At 66.3% G+C, this 15,128-nt stretch carries 15 protein-coding genes; 12 read left to right on the top strand and 3 right to left on the bottom strand.

The genetic code is table 11. The features are described from left to right. Nucleotide 1: 1 nt before the first annotated feature. The 7 genes from ACLIJ1_RS19340 (at nt 2) to ACLIJ1_RS19310 (ending at nt 7,957) form a co-directional block, all read left to right on the top strand. On the top strand, nt 2–898 hold the full coding sequence (locus ACLIJ1_RS19340) for a prephenate dehydrogenase (RefSeq protein ID WP_411367191.1): 897 nt from the start codon (nt 2–4) through the stop codon (nt 896–898). A gap of 15 nt (nt 899–913) precedes the next feature. Continuing rightward, the gene (locus ACLIJ1_RS19335) at nt 914–2,932 is read left to right on the top strand and encodes a bifunctional 3-phosphoshikimate 1-carboxyvinyltransferase/cytidylate kinase (RefSeq protein WP_411367190.1); all 2,019 of its coding nucleotides are present in this window, start codon (nt 914–916) and stop codon (nt 2,930–2,932) included. Nucleotides 2,933–3,113: 181 nt separating this feature from the next. Further along, on the top strand, nt 3,114–4,790 hold the full coding sequence (rpsA, locus tag ACLIJ1_RS19330) for a 30S ribosomal protein S1 (protein ID WP_411367189.1): 1,677 nt from the start codon (nt 3,114–3,116) through the stop codon (nt 4,788–4,790). A gap of 87 nt (nt 4,791–4,877) precedes the next feature. After that, nucleotides 4,878–5,198 (top strand): integration host factor subunit beta, encoded by a 321-nt coding sequence (locus ACLIJ1_RS19325; protein ID WP_374407396.1) that lies wholly within the window; start codon nt 4,878–4,880, stop codon nt 5,196–5,198. A 33-nt stretch (nt 5,199–5,231) separates the two neighbouring features. Next, nucleotides 5,232–5,540 (top strand): lipopolysaccharide assembly protein LapA domain-containing protein, encoded by a 309-nt coding sequence (locus ACLIJ1_RS19320; RefSeq protein ID WP_411367188.1) that lies wholly within the window; start codon nt 5,232–5,234, stop codon nt 5,538–5,540. Beyond that, nucleotides 5,530–6,675, top strand: coding sequence for a lipopolysaccharide assembly protein LapB (lapB, locus tag ACLIJ1_RS19315; RefSeq protein ID WP_411367187.1), 1,146 nt, complete (start codon nt 5,530–5,532; stop codon nt 6,673–6,675). Before ACLIJ1_RS19320 ends, lapB begins: the two co-directional genes overlap by 11 nt. Before the next feature lie 13 nt (nt 6,676–6,688). Then, nucleotides 6,689–7,957 (top strand): NAD(P)/FAD-dependent oxidoreductase, encoded by a 1,269-nt coding sequence (locus tag ACLIJ1_RS19310; RefSeq protein ID WP_411367186.1) that lies wholly within the window; start codon nt 6,689–6,691, stop codon nt 7,955–7,957. 9 nt (nt 7,958–7,966) lie between these two features. Here the strand turns inward: ACLIJ1_RS19310 and ACLIJ1_RS19305 are convergent, their stop codons facing one another. The 3 genes from ACLIJ1_RS19305 to ACLIJ1_RS19295 are packed head-to-tail and all read right to left on the bottom strand — an operon-like array spanning nt 7,967 to nt 10,762. Next, complete coding sequence (locus ACLIJ1_RS19305; protein ID WP_411367185.1) at nt 7,967–9,262, bottom strand: TRAP transporter large permease; 1,296 nt, start codon at nt 9,260–9,262, stop codon at nt 7,967–7,969. Continuing rightward, a complete protein-coding gene (locus ACLIJ1_RS19300) occupies nt 9,255–9,761 on the bottom strand; it encodes a TRAP transporter small permease (protein WP_411367184.1) in 507 nt (168 codons plus the stop codon). Before ACLIJ1_RS19300 ends, ACLIJ1_RS19305 begins: the two co-directional genes overlap by 8 nt. A gap of 14 nt (nt 9,762–9,775) precedes the next feature. Then, complete coding sequence (locus ACLIJ1_RS19295) at nt 9,776–10,762, bottom strand: TRAP transporter substrate-binding protein (protein WP_411367183.1); 987 nt, start codon at nt 10,760–10,762, stop codon at nt 9,776–9,778. A gap of 171 nt (nt 10,763–10,933) precedes the next feature. Between ACLIJ1_RS19295 and ACLIJ1_RS19290 the strand changes: the two genes are divergently transcribed. The 5 genes from ACLIJ1_RS19290 (at nt 10,934) to ACLIJ1_RS19270 (ending at nt 15,121) form a co-directional block, all read left to right on the top strand. After that, a complete protein-coding gene (locus ACLIJ1_RS19290) occupies nt 10,934–11,485 on the top strand; it encodes a winged helix DNA-binding protein (RefSeq protein ID WP_411367182.1) in 552 nt (183 codons plus the stop codon). Further along, on the top strand, nt 11,485–12,231 hold the full coding sequence (pxpB, locus tag ACLIJ1_RS19285; protein ID WP_411367181.1) for a 5-oxoprolinase subunit PxpB: 747 nt from the start codon (nt 11,485–11,487) through the stop codon (nt 12,229–12,231). The genes ACLIJ1_RS19290 and pxpB overlap by 1 nt, the downstream gene beginning before the upstream one ends. Next, complete coding sequence (locus ACLIJ1_RS19280; RefSeq protein ID WP_411367180.1) at nt 12,228–13,280, top strand: biotin-dependent carboxyltransferase family protein; 1,053 nt, start codon at nt 12,228–12,230, stop codon at nt 13,278–13,280. The genes pxpB and ACLIJ1_RS19280 overlap by 4 nt, the downstream gene beginning before the upstream one ends. After that, nucleotides 13,277–14,044 carry a LamB/YcsF family protein gene (locus ACLIJ1_RS19275; RefSeq protein WP_411367179.1) on the top strand — a complete coding sequence of 256 codons (768 nt, stop codon included), beginning with the start codon at nt 13,277–13,279 and terminating at the stop codon, nt 14,042–14,044. Before ACLIJ1_RS19280 ends, ACLIJ1_RS19275 begins: the two co-directional genes overlap by 4 nt. Before the next feature lie 72 nt (nt 14,045–14,116). Then, complete coding sequence (locus ACLIJ1_RS19270) at nt 14,117–15,121, top strand: recombination-associated protein RdgC (RefSeq protein WP_411367178.1); 1,005 nt, start codon at nt 14,117–14,119, stop codon at nt 15,119–15,121. Nucleotides 15,122–15,128 lie beyond the last annotated feature (7 nt).

The raw sequence follows: 15,128 nt of genomic DNA, 5'->3' as shown, positions 1-15,128 counted from the left end.
CATGGCCGCGTCCCCTGTGAAATTCGAACAACTGGGCCTGATCGGCTGCGGGCTGATGGGCGGCTCGTTTGCGCTGGCCCTGAAGAAAGCCGGGCTGGTCAAGCGCGTGGTCGGCTACAGCAAGTCGCCGTCCACCACCGAGCGCGCGCGCCAGATGGGCGTGATCGACATCGAGGCTCCGTCGGCGCTGCTGGCCGTGTCGGGCGCCGATCTGGTGCTGCTGGCGGTGCCCGTCTCCGCCACCGAATCGACGTTCAAGGCGATCCGCCACCTGCTCTCCAAAGACACGCTGGTGATGGACGTCGGGTCCACCAAGCGCGATGTGATCGACGCCGCACGGCGCGTGCTCAAGGACCAGGTCGGCGTGTTCGTGCCCGCGCATCCGATCGCCGGCAAGGAACAGGCTGGCGTCGAGCATGCCGACGCCGATCTGTATCACGGCCGTCAGGTCATCCTGACACCGATCGAACGCACCGATGCTCCCCAGGTCGAAAAAGCCACCCAGCTTTGGACCGCCCTGGGTTGCCATGTGCAGGTCATGTCGCCCGAGGCCCACGACGCAGCCTACGCCGCCGTCAGCCACCTGCCGCACATGATCGCGTTTGCCCTGATGAACGCCATCACCGGCCAGGAGCACGGCAAGCAGTTCCTGTCGCTGGCCGGCCCGGGTTTCCGTGACTTCACCCGCATCGCCGCCAGCGACCCGAGCGTCTGGCGCGACATCCTGTCGTCCAACCGCGAAGAGCTGATCGCGCAGTCGCGCCAGTTCCAGCGCGCGCTGCACGCCTTCGAGGCGGCCGTTGCCGCCGGCGACCCAGACGCACTGGAGGCCCTGATCGACAAGGCCAGCCAGGCGCGCTCGCACTGGCGCATGAACGCCCACAAGCCCCAGGGCTGACGACTTTTCCCGCGCATGTACGCCATTGACCATCTCGACATCCCGGCTCTGCAAAGCGCGGGCGGCACGGTCCGCCTGCCTGGCTCAAAGAGCATCTCCAACCGCGTCCTGTTGCTGGCCGCACTGTCCGTCGGTCACACCGACATCGCCGACCTGCTCGATTCGGACGACACCCGTGTGATGCTGGCGGCGCTGGCCAAGCTTGGTTGCGCCATCGAACACCGCCCCGACGGCGTGATCCGGGTGCAGGGGCTTGGTGGCCAACTGCCAGTCAAAGATACGCAACTGTTCCTGGGCAATGCCGGCACCGCCATGCGCCCGCTCACCGCGGCGTTGGCCCTGCTGGCGGCCGAGCTGGGTGGCTGCTTTGAACTCAGCGGCATCGCGCGCATGCACGAACGTCCCATCGGCGACCTGGTCGATGCCCTGCGCCAGCTGGGCTGCCCGGTCGAGTGCCTTGGACAGGAAGGCTACCCTCCGCTGCGTCTGGGCAACGGATCGCTGGTCGACCTGAAGCTCGACCAGCCGATCCGCGTGCGCGGCGACGTCTCCAGCCAGTTCCTGACCGCCTTGCTGCTGGCCCTTCCACTGGTGGCGCGCGAGCAGCCGGTGGTGATCGACGTCGTCGGTGAATTGATTTCCAAGCCCTACATCGAGATCACCCTCAACCTGCTGGAACGCTTTGGCGTGCGCGTGCAACGCGAGGGATGGTCACGCTTCACCATCCCGGCCGGCAGTCGCTATTTGTCGCCCGGCCTGGTCCATGTCGAGGGCGACGCCTCATCGGCCAGCTACTTCATTGCCCTGGGTGCCATCGCACCGGCCCGCGAAGGTACCGATGGTGTGACCATCGAAGGCGTGGGTCTGGCTTCGATCCAGGGCGACATCCGCTTCGTCGAAGCGGCGCGCGCCATGGGGGCCGAGATTTCGGGCGAAGCCAACCGCCTGCACATCCGGCGCGGGCAGTGGCCGCTCAAGGCCATCGACCTGGACTGCAACCACATTCCCGACGCGGCGATGACGCTGGCCGTGATGGCACTGTATGCCGACGGCACGACCACGCTGCGCAACATCGCCAGCTGGCGTGTCAAGGAAACCGACCGCATTGCCGCCATGGCCAAGGAGTGCCGCAAGCTCGGCGCCACGGTCGAAGAAGGCCAGGACTTCATCCGGATCACGCCCCCGACCCGCTGGACGTCCGCAAGCATCCACACCTACGACGACCACCGGGTCGCCATGTGTTTTTCGCTGGCCGCGTTCAATCCGGCCGGCGTCACGGTGCGCATCGAAGACCCGAAGTGCGTCGCCAAGACTTTTCCGGACTACTTCGAGGCGCTGTTCGAACTGTGCGCCACGCCCGCAGACCGGATCCCGGTGATCTGCATTGATGGCCCTACCGCCTCCGGCAAGGGCACACTGGCCTCGGAGGTTGCCAAGAAACTCGGCTACCACTTGCTGGATTCGGGCGCACTGTACCGTGCCACCGCGCTGGCCGCACAGGACGCCGGCATCGACCTGGACGACGAAGCCGCACTGGCCCTCCTGGCCGCGCGGCTGCCGGTGCGTTTCCAGGACCACAGCGTTTTCCTGGGCGGTCGCGACATCACCGACCCATTGCGGCTCGAATCCACCGGCGGCATGGCCTCGCGCGTGTCGCAGTACCCGTCCGTCCGGCAGGCCCTGCACGGGCTCCAGCTGGGCTTCCAGCGTCTGCCCGGCCTGGTGGCCGACGGGCGCGACATGGGAACCGTCGTTTTCCCAGGCGCGGCCCTCAAGGTGTACCTCACCGCCAGCGCCGAGCAACGGGCCCAGAGACGCCATAAACAATTGATTTCCAAGGGAATTCCTGCTAACATCGGCGACCTTTTGGCGGACCTGAAGGCCCGTGACCACCGGGACATGTCCCGGGCACACGCCCCCTTGAAGCCCGCCGAAGACGCCAAGCTGCTGGACAACTCCGAGCTGAGCATCGAAGCCTCGGTGCAACAGGTTCTGGACTGGTGGCAAGGCAAACCGGCGGATTCGGGCAGCTGAATCCGCCATCGCGATGGCCCAGATGGCCCCGCCGGGTGTTCACAACCCGCAGGCCCGATGGTTCTTTCACTTAACCCGCGGTGTCACGCACCGCAATGTCAACGCCGCCCATCCGTCGATTTCCGTGCATCCCGCGCATGCGGTGCTGTGCCCCGACGCTGAGCTGGCTTTAGGAAATTCAATGTCTGAATCTTTTGCCGCCCTGTTCGAAGAGTCCCTGAAACGCGCTGAAATGCGCTCGGGCGAAGTCATCACCGCCGAGGTCGTGCGCATCGAGCACAACCACGTGGTGGTCAACGCCGGCCTCAAGTCGGAAGCCTACGTTCCGCTGGCCGAATTCAAGAACGACCAGGGTGAACTTGAAGTCCAGGTGGGCGATTTCGTCTCCGTGGCGATCGACTCCGTCGAAAACGGCTTCGGCGACACCCTGCTGTCGCGCGACAAGGCCAAGCGCCTGGCTTCGTGGATGGCCCTGGAAAAGGCCCTGGAATCCGGCGAATTCGTCACCGGCACGACTTCCAGCAAGGTCAAGGGCGGCCTGAAGGTCATGGTCAACGGCATCAGCGCCTTCCTGCCGGGCTCGCTGGTCGACAGCCGTCCGACCAAGGACCTGACCCCGTACGAAAACAAGACCCTGGAATTCAAGGTCATCAAGCTCGACCGCAAGCGCAACAACGTGGTGCTGAGCCGCCGCGCCGTGGTGGAAGCCTCCATGGGCGAAGAGCGCGCCAAGCTGATGGAAAACCTCAAGGAAGGTGCCATCGTCAACGGCGTGGTCAAGAACATCACCGAATACGGTGCGTTTGTGGACCTGGGCGGCATCGACGGCCTGCTGCACATCACCGACATGGCATGGCGCCGTGTCCGTCACCCGAGCGAAGTGGTGACGGCTGGCCAGGAAATCACCGCCAAGATCCTGAAGTTCGACACCGAGAAGCACCGCGTCTCGCTGGGTCTGAAGCAGATGGGCGACGATCCCTGGATGGGCGTTGGCCGCCGCTACCCGCAAGGCACGCGCATGTTCGGCAAGATCACCAACATCGCCGACTACGGCGCGTTCGTGGAACTCGAACCCGGCATCGAAGGCCTGGTGCACGTCTCCGAAATGGACTGGACCAACAAGAACGTTGCTCCTTCCAAGCTGGTGTCGCTGGGTGACGAAGTCGAAGTCATGGTGCTGGACATCGACGAAGACAAGCGTCGCATCTCCCTGGGCATGAAGCAGTGCCGCGCCAACCCCTGGCACGAGTTCGCCGAGCAGACCAAGCGCGGCGACCGCGTCAAGGGCCCGATCAAGTCGATCACCGACTTCGGTGTGTTCGTGGGTCTGGCTGCCGGTATCGACGGCCTGGTGCACCTGTCTGACCTGTCCTGGAACGAACCGGGCGAAGCTGCCGTGCGCAACTTCAAGAAGGGCCAGGAAGTGGACGCCATCGTGCTGGCCATCGACGTCGAGCGCGAGCGCATCTCCCTGGGCATCAAGCAGCTCGACGGTGACCCGTTCAGCACCTTCGTGTCGGTCAACGACAAGGGCTCCGTGGTGACCGGCAAGGTCAAGACCGTGGACGCCAAGGGCGCTGAAATCGACCTGGGCGAAGACGTCATCGGCTACCTGCGCGCTTCGGAAATCTCCCGCGACCGCGTGGAAGACGCCCGCAACGTGCTCAAGGAAGGCGACGAAGTCAACGCCGTGGTGGTGAACGTGGATCGCAAGACCCGCAACATCCAGCTGTCGATCAAGGCCAAGGACATGGCCGACCAGAACGAAGCCATGGCCAGCCTGAACCAGAACACCGGCAACGCCGGCACGACCAACCTGGGCGCCCTGCTCAAGGCCAAGCTGGACAGCAACAACTGAGATCCCGCCTGATGGCCCACCGCCGATGCCTTCGGGTGTCGGCGGCGCCAGATGCTGTAACGGACCATTCCACGCCCGATTTCAGTCATGACCCGCAGCGACCTTGTCGAAGCCCTGGCCAGCCGTTTCAGCCAGCTCACCCACCGCGATGCCGAATTTGCCGTCAAGGCCATCCTCGACGCGATGGGTGACGCCCTGGTGAAAGGCCACCGCATCGAAATCCGTGGTTTCGGCAGCTTCTCCGTCAACCGCCGCTCCCCCCGCATCGGACGCAATCCGCGTTCGGGCGAGAGCGTGATGATTCCGGAAAAGCGTGTGCCGCATTTCAAGCCTGGCAAAGCCCTGCGCGAGCAGGTGGATGCCAAGACGGCCGAGATCCTCGGACGCGAGCCGAAAAAACCGGACTGATCGCTACAATCGTCCCACCACAGAGGGGATGATTTGAAGTACCTGATGTGGCTGCTCAACGCAGCCATTTTTTTTGTGTTGTTCGCCTTCGCGCTGAACAACCAGGACGCCGTGACGCTGCACCTGTTCTTCGGTGCCCGCTGGCAGGCGCCGCTGGTGCTGATCCTGCTGTGTGCCCTGCTGCTCGGTGTGGTGCTGGGTGTCGTGGTGATGCTCCCGTTGTGGTTGCGTGCCCGCCGTTCGCGCCGGATCGCCGTCGCACCCGCGCCCATTGCACCGGTCGCCCCTCAGGTACCCGACGCGGTCGCCGTCCCACCCCAATCGCTTCCCCATGGATCTTGACCTGACCTGGCTCCTCTGGGGCCTGCCGCTGGCCTTTGCGCTGGGCTGGGTCGCCTCGCGGCTGGACCTGCGTCAATGGCGCATGGAAAGCCGCCAGACACCCAAGGCCTATTTCCGCGGCCTGAACCACCTGCTCAACGAACAGCAGGACCAGGCCATCGACGCCTTCATCGAAGCGGTGCAGGGCGATCCCGACACCGCCGAGCTGCACTTTGCACTGGGCAACCTGTTCCGCCGCCGCGGTGACTACGACCGCGCCGTGCGGGTGCACGAACACCTGCTGGCGCGCGCCGACCTAGACCGCAAGGACCGCGACCGCGCGCAGCACGCGCTGGCGATGGACTTCCTCAAGGCCGGCCTGCTTGACCGCGCCGAATCGGCGCTGCACAAGCTCGAAGGCTCTGCCTACGAAGCCGAGGCCCTGATGGCCTTGCTGGCGATCGCCGAACGCTCGCGCGACTGGCCCCAGGCACAGGGTCTGGCGCAGCGTCTGGAAGACACCCACCAGGGCAGCTTTGCCCCGCGCCTGGGCCACTATCTGTGCGAAGAGGCTGAGCTGGCCCAGAGCAAGGGAGACGCAACCGAGGCGCTGCGGCTGCTGAAAAAGGCCGTGGAACGTGCTCCCGAGCAGGCGCGCGGCTGGATGGCGCTGTCGGCTCTCCGATCGCAGCAGGGTGACGCACAGGGCGCGTTTGACAGCCTGAAGTCGCTGGCCCGCCATGCACCTCAAGGACTGCCGCTCGCGGCGCGCCCGATTGCAGACCTGTCGGTCGCGACCGGCCGCCAGGCTGAAGCGGTCGAGCTGCTGAACGAAGCCCAGGCGCATGCGCCTTCGCTGGACATCACCGAAGCCCTCGCCGCGCTCAGCGGCAATGCCCAGTCTGCCCGTGCGCACTACCTCCAGCATCTTGAGCGCGAACCCTCGCTGGTGATTGCTGCGCAGTGGCTCGCCGGTGAAACTTTCTCGGATCCGGTGGCACAGAAGCGCGTGCAGGCTGCGCTCGAACAGGCCAGCAATCCACTCAAGCGTTACCGCTGTGCCGCCTGCGGCTTCGAGGCACGCCAGCATTTCTGGCATTGCCCAGGCTGCCAGAGCTGGGACAGCTATCCGGCCCGGCGCGTCGAAGAGCTCTGAACGCGATCGCCCCATGACGCGGGCCAGACCCGGACAACACGCGGTGGTGCTGGGAGCTGGCATGGTGGGCGTCGCCTGCGCGCTGTCGCTGCGGCAACGTGGCCTCATGGTCACCGTGATCGACCCGCTGGGACCGGGCGCCGCGACCTCACACGGCAATGCCGGCGTGCTGGCGCGCAGCTCGCTCATGCCGTTCAACCACCCCCGCCTCTGGTCGCAGTTGCCCGGACTGCTGCGCGGGAAGAACCCGGGTTTTCGCTACCACCCGCTGTGGCTGCTGGAGCAGTGGCGATGGGGCCTGGCCTTCCTGGCCCACGCGCGCGAGCAAGACTTTCAGGCAACAACCATCGCGCTCGACACCCTCATCCGCCATTCCGCCGCGGTGCATCGCGTGTGGATGGAGGAAGCCGGCGTGACGCACCGGCGCCGCGACGATGGCTGGCTGTTCCTCTACCGCAGCCAGGCCGGGTTCGACGCAGGAGCCTTCGGTCGCGAGACGCTGGCGCACTTCGGCGTCGCGACGGCGGCGCTGTCGCCGCACGAGCTGCACGATCTGGAGCCGCACCTCAAACCGGTGTTCCAGCGCGCCTTGTGGGTCCGGGACGCCAGCTCAGTCGACAGCCCGGCTGCGGTGGTGCAGGCCTATGCCAGGCTTCTAGTGGAACGCGGCGGGACGTTCCTGCTCACCGAGGCCGCGCACCTGCAACGTGACGACACGGGCTGGCGCGTCGGCACCGCCGACGGCGCGTCACAACGGGCCGATCAGGTCATCGTGGCACTCGGACCGTGGTCACGCGACTTCCTGCGGACGCAAACGGGCTTGAAGCTGCCCATGGGCTTCGAACGCGGCCAGCACCGCCACTTCCAGCCAGTGGGCGATGCGACCCTGAACCGGCCGGTGTACGACACCGCCGGTGGTTACGTGCTGGCGCCGATGGCGCAGGGGTTGCGCCTCACGACCGGCGTCGAGCTCAACGCACAACATGCGCCGCCACACAAGGAACAGCTGGCAGCGGCAGAGCGCTCAGCGCGCGAAGCCCTGCCGCTGGGCGAGCGCACCGCAGACCCCGACTGGCTGGGCAGCCGCCCCACCCTGCCCGACTGCCGCCCCATGATCGGCGAGTGCCCTGGCCACGAAGGCCTGTGGCTGGCGCTGGGCCACCAGCACATCGGTTTCTCCACCGGTCCAGGCACCGGTGAGCTGCTGGCTCAGCTGATGCTGGGCGAACCGACCAGCATCGACCCGCACCCGTTCAGACCGCAGCGTTTCCTGCGGGGCTGAACCGACCGGTCACATGTTCCCCGGCAGCCACATCACGATCTGCGGGAACCACCACAGCAGGCACACCGCCAGCACCATGATGAAGAAGTAAGGCATGCAGACCCGTGCGATCCAGTTGATCTCGCGCCGCGTCATGCCCTGCAACACGAACAGATTGAAGCCCACCGGTGGCGTGATCTGTGCCATCTCGACCACGATCACGATGAAGATGCCGAACCAGATCAGATCGATGCCGGCGGCCTGCACCGTCGGCACGATCACGCCCATGGTCAGCACGATCATCGAGATGCCGTCGAGGAAGCAGCCGAGCACGATGTAAAAAAGCGCCAGCGCGATCAGCAGCAGGCCAGGCGACAGGCCCAGCGAACCGACCCATTCGGCGAGGTGCCTCGGCAGGCCGATGTAGCCCATCGACAGCGTCAGGAAAGCGGCGCCCGCGAGGATCAGCGCCATCATGCAGTACAGCCGCGTCGCCCCCAGCAGCGCGTCTCTGAAGTTCTGCCAGGAGAGCGAGCGCTGGTACGCCGACAGCAGCAATGACCCGACCACGCCGATGGCGGCCGCTTCGGTCGCGGTGGCCACGCCAACATAGATGGACCCTATCACTCCTCCAATCAACAGGATGACCGGGATCAACTCGCTGGAGGCTCGCATCTTCTCGGCAAAGCTCATGTCGGCGTCGGCCTTGGGAATCTTGTCTGGGTTCATCAGTGCCCAGACCATCAGATAGCCGCTGAACAGCCCGGCCAGCATCAGCCCCGGAATGACGCCTGCGACAAACAGCTTGGCGATCGACACCTCGGCCGCGACGCCATAGACGATCATCACGATCGAGGGCGGTATCAGCAGTCCCAAGGTGCTGGCGCCTCCGAGCGAACCGATGACGCGCTCGACGGGGTAGCCGCGTTCGGTCAGCTCGGGGATCGTCATCTTGCCGATGGTCGCGCAGGTCGCAGCCGACGAGCCCGATACCGCCGCAAAGATGGTACTGCCCAGGATGTTGGTGTGAAGCAGGCGGCCGGGCAGCGCATTGACCCACGGCGCAAGCCCCTTGAACATGTTCTCGGACAGCTTGGTGCGGAACAGGATTTCACCCATCCAGACGAACAGCGGCAGCGCGGTCAGCGTCCAGCTGCTGGCCGAGCCCCAGATGGTAACCGCCATCGCATCCCCTGCGCTGCGCGAGGAAAACAGCTCCATCCCGATCCAGGCCACACCGGCCAGCGTAAGCCCGATCCAGACCCCGCTGCCCAGGAGCAGGAACAGCGAGACGATCAGCAGACCCGTGACGAGCATGTCATTCATGGCGCGTCTCCGATCCGCCGATGTGCTGGCGCTGGCCACGCAACTCCAGCACCCACTCGTCGACAAAGGCAATGAACAGCACCAGCGTCCCGAGCGCCATCGCCAGCTGCGGAATCCACAGCGGCGTGGCGTCGTTGCCGGTCGAAATGTCGTTGAACTCGTGCGACTGCAGCACCAGACGCAGCGCAAACCAGGCGAACAGGCCGGAGAGCAGCACCGCCGCACTCAGCGACCACAGTTCCAGCCCATGGCGTGCGCCGCCGGTGAGCTTGCCCAGCACCAGTGTCACGCGGATGTGCTCGTTGCGCTTGAGCGTGTGCGCCAGCGCCAGGAAGCCGGCCGCCGCCATGGTGTAACCCGCGTAGGCGTCGGTGCCTGGCACATGGAAATGGAACTGCCGGCCCAGCACCGACAGCAGCACCATGACCAGCACGCCGATCATGAATACCGCCGCGAGCCAGGCGCAGCCGTCGTACAGAGCATTCAGCGTGCGCCGCATGGTGCTGCCGCCGCTCACTTGCGGAACGCGTCGACCAGGGCCTGGCCTTCCGGTCCGGCTTTTTCCAGCCATTCCTTGAGCATGGTGTCGCCGACCTTCTTCATGTCGGCCTTGAGCTGTGCGGGCGCTGGCAGGATCTGCATGCCGCCGGCCTTGAGCTTGTCCAGGCTCTCGCCGTTGGCCTTCTTGCTTTCGGCCCAGCCGCGGGTCTCGGCCTCGGCGGCCGCCTTCATCACCGCATCCTGCGTCGGCTTGTCCAGCGCGTCAAAGGCCTTCTTGTTGACCAGCAGCGCGTTCTTGGGCAGCCAGGCCTGGGTGTCGTACCAGTACTTCACGTGCTCATACAGCTTCGCGTCGGCGCCGGTGGAGCCACTGGACATCATGCTTTCGGTCACGCCAGTGGCAAAGGCCTGGCTGACTTCGGCCGCCTGCACCGTCACGGGTTGGGCTCCCACAAGTTCGGCGATGCGGGAGGTGGCCGGGCTGTAGGCGCGCCACTTGATGCCCTTGAGATCGGCCGCGCTGTTCAGCGGCTTCTTGCTGTAGACGCCCTGTGGCGGCCACGGCACAGCGTACAAAACCATCATGCCCTGCTCGGCCAGCTTCTTCTCCAGCACCGGGCGCTGCACCTTCCACAGCTTGGCGGCTTCGTCATAGCTGTCGGCCACGAACGGCAGGCCATCGGCACCAAAGATCTGCCACTCGTTCTGGTAGTTCACCAGCAGGATTTCGCCGGCCTGGGCCTGACCACCCTGCACTGCGCGCTTGATCTCGGGCGCCTTGAACAGCGAGGCGTTGGCGTGCACCGTGATCTTGAGCTTGCCGCCGCTGGCCTTGTCCACATCGGCGGCGAACTGGTTGATGTTCACCGTGTGGAAGTTGGTGGCCGGGTAGGCGGTGGCGAGGTCCCACTTGGCCTGGGCAAACGCCGAGGTCGCGGTCATCGTGGTGAAAGCGATGGCGGCAGCGGCCATGGAGAGTTGGAAAGCGCGACGTTTCATGAAAGCTCCGGGTGCGGGGTTGAACAGATCGCAGAGGTTCTGCGGGAAACGGGTGCGTGGACTGTAGAAGCCAGGGCAACACATTGTGACCAGTGTTTTCCCTTATCGTCAACAAATTGTTGGCAAATCGTCGCCAAATCCATAAACTCCCCGGCATACCCGGAGACACCCATGGCCAAGTCCCCCAAAGCAAGCAGCACGCCAGTGGCAACCACCCGACCGAGCACGCACATCGTGTCCTCGGCCCACCTGGTCTCACCCCAGAGCGCGGAGATGAGCGAGTTCGAGTTCGGCCTCATCGTGGCCAGCAACGCGTTCCACCGATGGGTGGTGCACTGCATGTCCGCCGCGGGCCTGAAAGACCTGATGCCGCTGGACGTGCTGGTGCTGCACCATGTTTCCCACCGCGCCAGGGACAAGCGCCTGTCGGACATCTGCTTCATCATGAACATCGAAGACACGCACCTGGTGAACTACTCGCTCAAAAAGCTGGTGAGCCTGGGCGTGGTGGCGTCGAGCAAATCGGGCAAGGAAGTGACCTACGCCGCCACCGAAGCGGGCAGCGTCAGCGTGCAGCGTTACCGCGAGATCCGAGAGCAATGTCTGATCCAGGCGCTGCACGCCGACGACGGGTTGAACAAGGACATCGGCGAGCTGGCGCGACTGCTGCGCGTGCTCTCGGGCATGTACGACCAGGCGGCGCGGTCCGCAGCCTCTTTGTGATGACCGTCTCTCCCCGTCTGCTGCCGCTGGGCGACAGCGCCTGGACCCTGGAGTTCGGCAGCACCATCGACGCGGCAACCAACGCCAGTGTCATGGGGCTGGCCCAACGGATTGCGCAGGCTCGCATCTCGGACCCGCGGTGCGCCCCGATCACCGACCTGGTGCCGACATTCCGCTCGCTCACGGTGCATTTCGACCCGTGGACGGCCGATGCCGGTGCGCTGGGACAGACGCTGCTCACGATGGCGCAGGAGGGCACCGGCGTCGCGACGCTGGGCCGGCGTTGGCAGCTGCCCGTGTGTTTCGACGACGCCTTTGCCCCCGACCTCACGCGGGTGTGCGAACTCAGGCAGCTTTCGCGCACGCAGGTGATCGACCACCTGCTCGCCGCCACCTTTCGCGTCTACATGCTCGGATTCCAGCCCGGCTTCCCCTACATGGGCGGCCTCCCCCCCGAACTGGCCACGCCGCGCCTGCCGTCGCCGCGCCAGAAGGTGCCGGCGCAGTCGGTGGCGATCGCGCTGGACATGTGTTCGGTCTATCCCTGGGAAAGCCCTGGCGGCTGGAACCTGCTGGGCCGCACACCGGTCGTGCTGTTCGATCCCTCGCAGACCGAGCAACCCGCCATGCTGAGCGCGGGCGACGAGGTGCGGTGGACCTCGGTCGACCGGACCACCCACGACCAGCTCGCCGCCGACATCGCCCGGGGCCTGCCCCGCGAGACGTTTCTGGTGACCAAGGCATGAGCGGCCTGCTGGAAGTGGTTCAACCCGGCATCGGCACCACGGTGCAGGACCGGGGCCGCCCTGGCCACCGGCACCATGGCCTGCCGCTGTCGGGCTGGATGGACGGGCCGCTCGCGCAGGCGGCCAACGCGCTGCTGGGCAATCCGTTGCACGCAGCGGTGCTGGAACTGCGCGGTGTGGGCACGGTGTTCAAGGTCGTCAAAGGACCGGTGCGTGTCGCACTCGCCGGGCGTGTCGGCGCGATCCGTCTCGGTGCGGACGGCGCGCGCAGTGCGCTGCCGGCCTGGCACAGCGCCACGCTGCGCGAAGGCGACCTGCTGCAACTGGGCGCGGCAGAAAGTGGCTGTGCCTACCTCGCGGTCTCTGGCGGCATCGACCTTGCGCTGGCCTTTGGCAGCCGCTCCAGCTACTGGCGCGCCGGACTCTCTGGCGTGCTCGGGCGACCGTTCCAGCCGGGGGATCGCTTGCCGTGCCGCAGCGACGCAGGCACCGATCCGCGCGAATGGCGCAGCCGATCGCCGTGGGACGGCTCGCAGGGCACGGTCCGCGTCGTGCCCGGCCCGCAGGACGACCACTTCCCGCCCGCCGCGATCGCATCGTTCTTCGCACAGGAATGGCAGGCCACAGCGGCGCAGGACCGCATGGGACTGCGGCTGCAGGGCGAGCCTCTGGCACACCTCAGTCCGGCCACGGCCGACATCGTGTCCGACGGCGTGACGCCCGGCGCCATCCAGGTACCCGCCAACGGCCAGCCCATCGTGCTGCTGGCCGATGGTCAGACCGTGGGCGGCTACCCCAAGATCGCGACCATCATCAGCGCCGACCTGCCGCGCCTGGCGCACCTGCGGCCGGGCACCCGCATCCGCTTCGAACCGGTGACGCTCGCGCAGGCGCACCAGGCGCTGCAGGCCGAACGCCAGCGCTGGGTGCACTGGCTGGCGTCGCGCGAAACCTTCCTGCCGCCCGGCACCGTCGACGATGCGGCGCTGTATGGCAGCAACCTGATCAGCGGCATGCTGGCCACCCAACCCGGAGAGGACACCCCATGATCCCCATCAACCTCAACGCCGACCTCGGCGAAAGCTTCGGCGCCTGGCGGATGGGCGACGACGCGGCGCTGCTGCAGGTGATCAATAGCGCCAACATCGCCTGCGGTTTCCACGCCGGCGACCCGGTCGTGATGCGCGAAACCGTCCGCCTGGCGCTGGCCAACGGGGTGAGCCTGGGTGCACATCCCTCGTTTCCCGATCTGCAGGGCTTTGGCCGCCGCGCGATGCAGCTGTCGCCCAGGGAACTGGAAGCGACCGTGCTCTACCAGGTCGGCGCGCTGCAGGCCATGGCCGCGGCCGAAGGTGGCCGGGTCACGCACGTCAAGCCGCACGGTGCGCTGAGCAACATGGCCTGCGCCGATGACACCATGGCAGCCACCGTCGCCAAGGCCGTGCGGGCGCTGGACCGCGAGCTCATCCTGCTGGCCCCTGCGCACTCCGCGCTGGAACGGGCCGGTGAGGCGGCGGGCCTGCGGGTGTGCCGCGAGGTGTTTGCCGACCGCACCTACCAGGACGATGGCCAGCTCACGCCGCGCTCCCAGCCCGGGTCCGTGCTGCACGCTGCGCAGGAGTGTGTGGACCATGTGCTGCGCATGCTGGAAGCCGGTGGCATCGTCACCGCGCAGGGCCGGCTCCTGCCAACGCCGATCCACAGCATCTGCGTGCACGGCGACGGGCCGGACGCGGTGGCCTCGGCACAGCTGATCCGGGTGGCATTGCAGGGCGCCGGCTACCAGCTCGCCACGCTGCCCGACCTGCCCTGACCGGCCAGCCCGTCTCGGTATCATCGAACCCGAGGTTCGCGACACCGCGCACCACCCGTTCGAAGGAAATCCGTGTTCAAGAATGTGACGATCTACCGCATCGCTCCCGGTTGGGAAGCGACGCTGGAGTCGATGGAGGCCGTGCTGGACGCGGTGCGTTTCGTGCCCTGCAGCGCCTCGCAGGACAAATCGGTCGGCTGGGCCGAACCCCGCGGCGAAGAGCACGGCCCGCTGGTCGAATCCGTGGCCGGCCAGCGCATCCTCAAGCTGATGATCGAGACCAAGGCCGTGCCCGGCGCCGTGGTGAAGGAAAAGGCGCAGGAAGCGGCCGACCACATTGAGGCCACCACCGGCCGCAAGCCCGGCAAGAAAGAAACGAAAGAGCTGCGCGAAGACGCGCTGCAGACCCTGCTGCCGCAGGCATTTCCGCGCCGCGGCAGCGTCTGGGTCTGGTTCGATCTGCAGAACGGCCTTCTGGTCACCGACGCCAGCAGCCAGGGCAAAAACGACGAAGTCGTGACCGCGCTGGTGCGCGTCTTTGACGGCCTGGCCCTCACACTGCTGCAAACCGCCATGACGCCTCAGACCGTGATGACGCAATGGCTGGCGACCACCGAGCCCGAGAACGACTGGCCCGAAGGATTCAACGTCGAGCGCGAGTGCGAACTCAAGTCGGCCGACGAAGAGAAGTCGGCAGTGAAATTCACCCGCCACTACCTGCTGACCGACGAAGTCCGCAAGCACCTCGCCGAAGGCAAGCTGCCAACGCGACTGGCGCTGAGCTGGGAAGGCCGCATCGGCTTCACCCTCACCGAGTCCATGCAGCTCAAGAAGCTGGCGTTCCTCGAAGGCGTGTTCGACGACCGGCCCAACGACGATGAAAGCGGCTTCGACACCGACGTCGCGCTGGCCACCGGCGAACTGAGCAAGCTGATCCCGGCCGTGATTGCCGCGCTGGGTGGCGAGATCGAACCCGGCGCCGTGCTGCCCACGGCATCCGAAGCGCCCGTCACCAAGCCGGCGAAACCCAAGCAGGAAGCCGTCACCGCCGTCGGCGACGACGACCCGCCGTTCTGATTGCACC

It is taken from the genome of Hydrogenophaga sp. RWCD_12, from assembly GCF_046604225.1.
GTDB lineage: Bacteria > Pseudomonadota > Gammaproteobacteria > Burkholderiales > Burkholderiaceae_C > Hydrogenophaga.
This window is presented reverse-complemented; position numbering and strand designations above follow the sequence as displayed.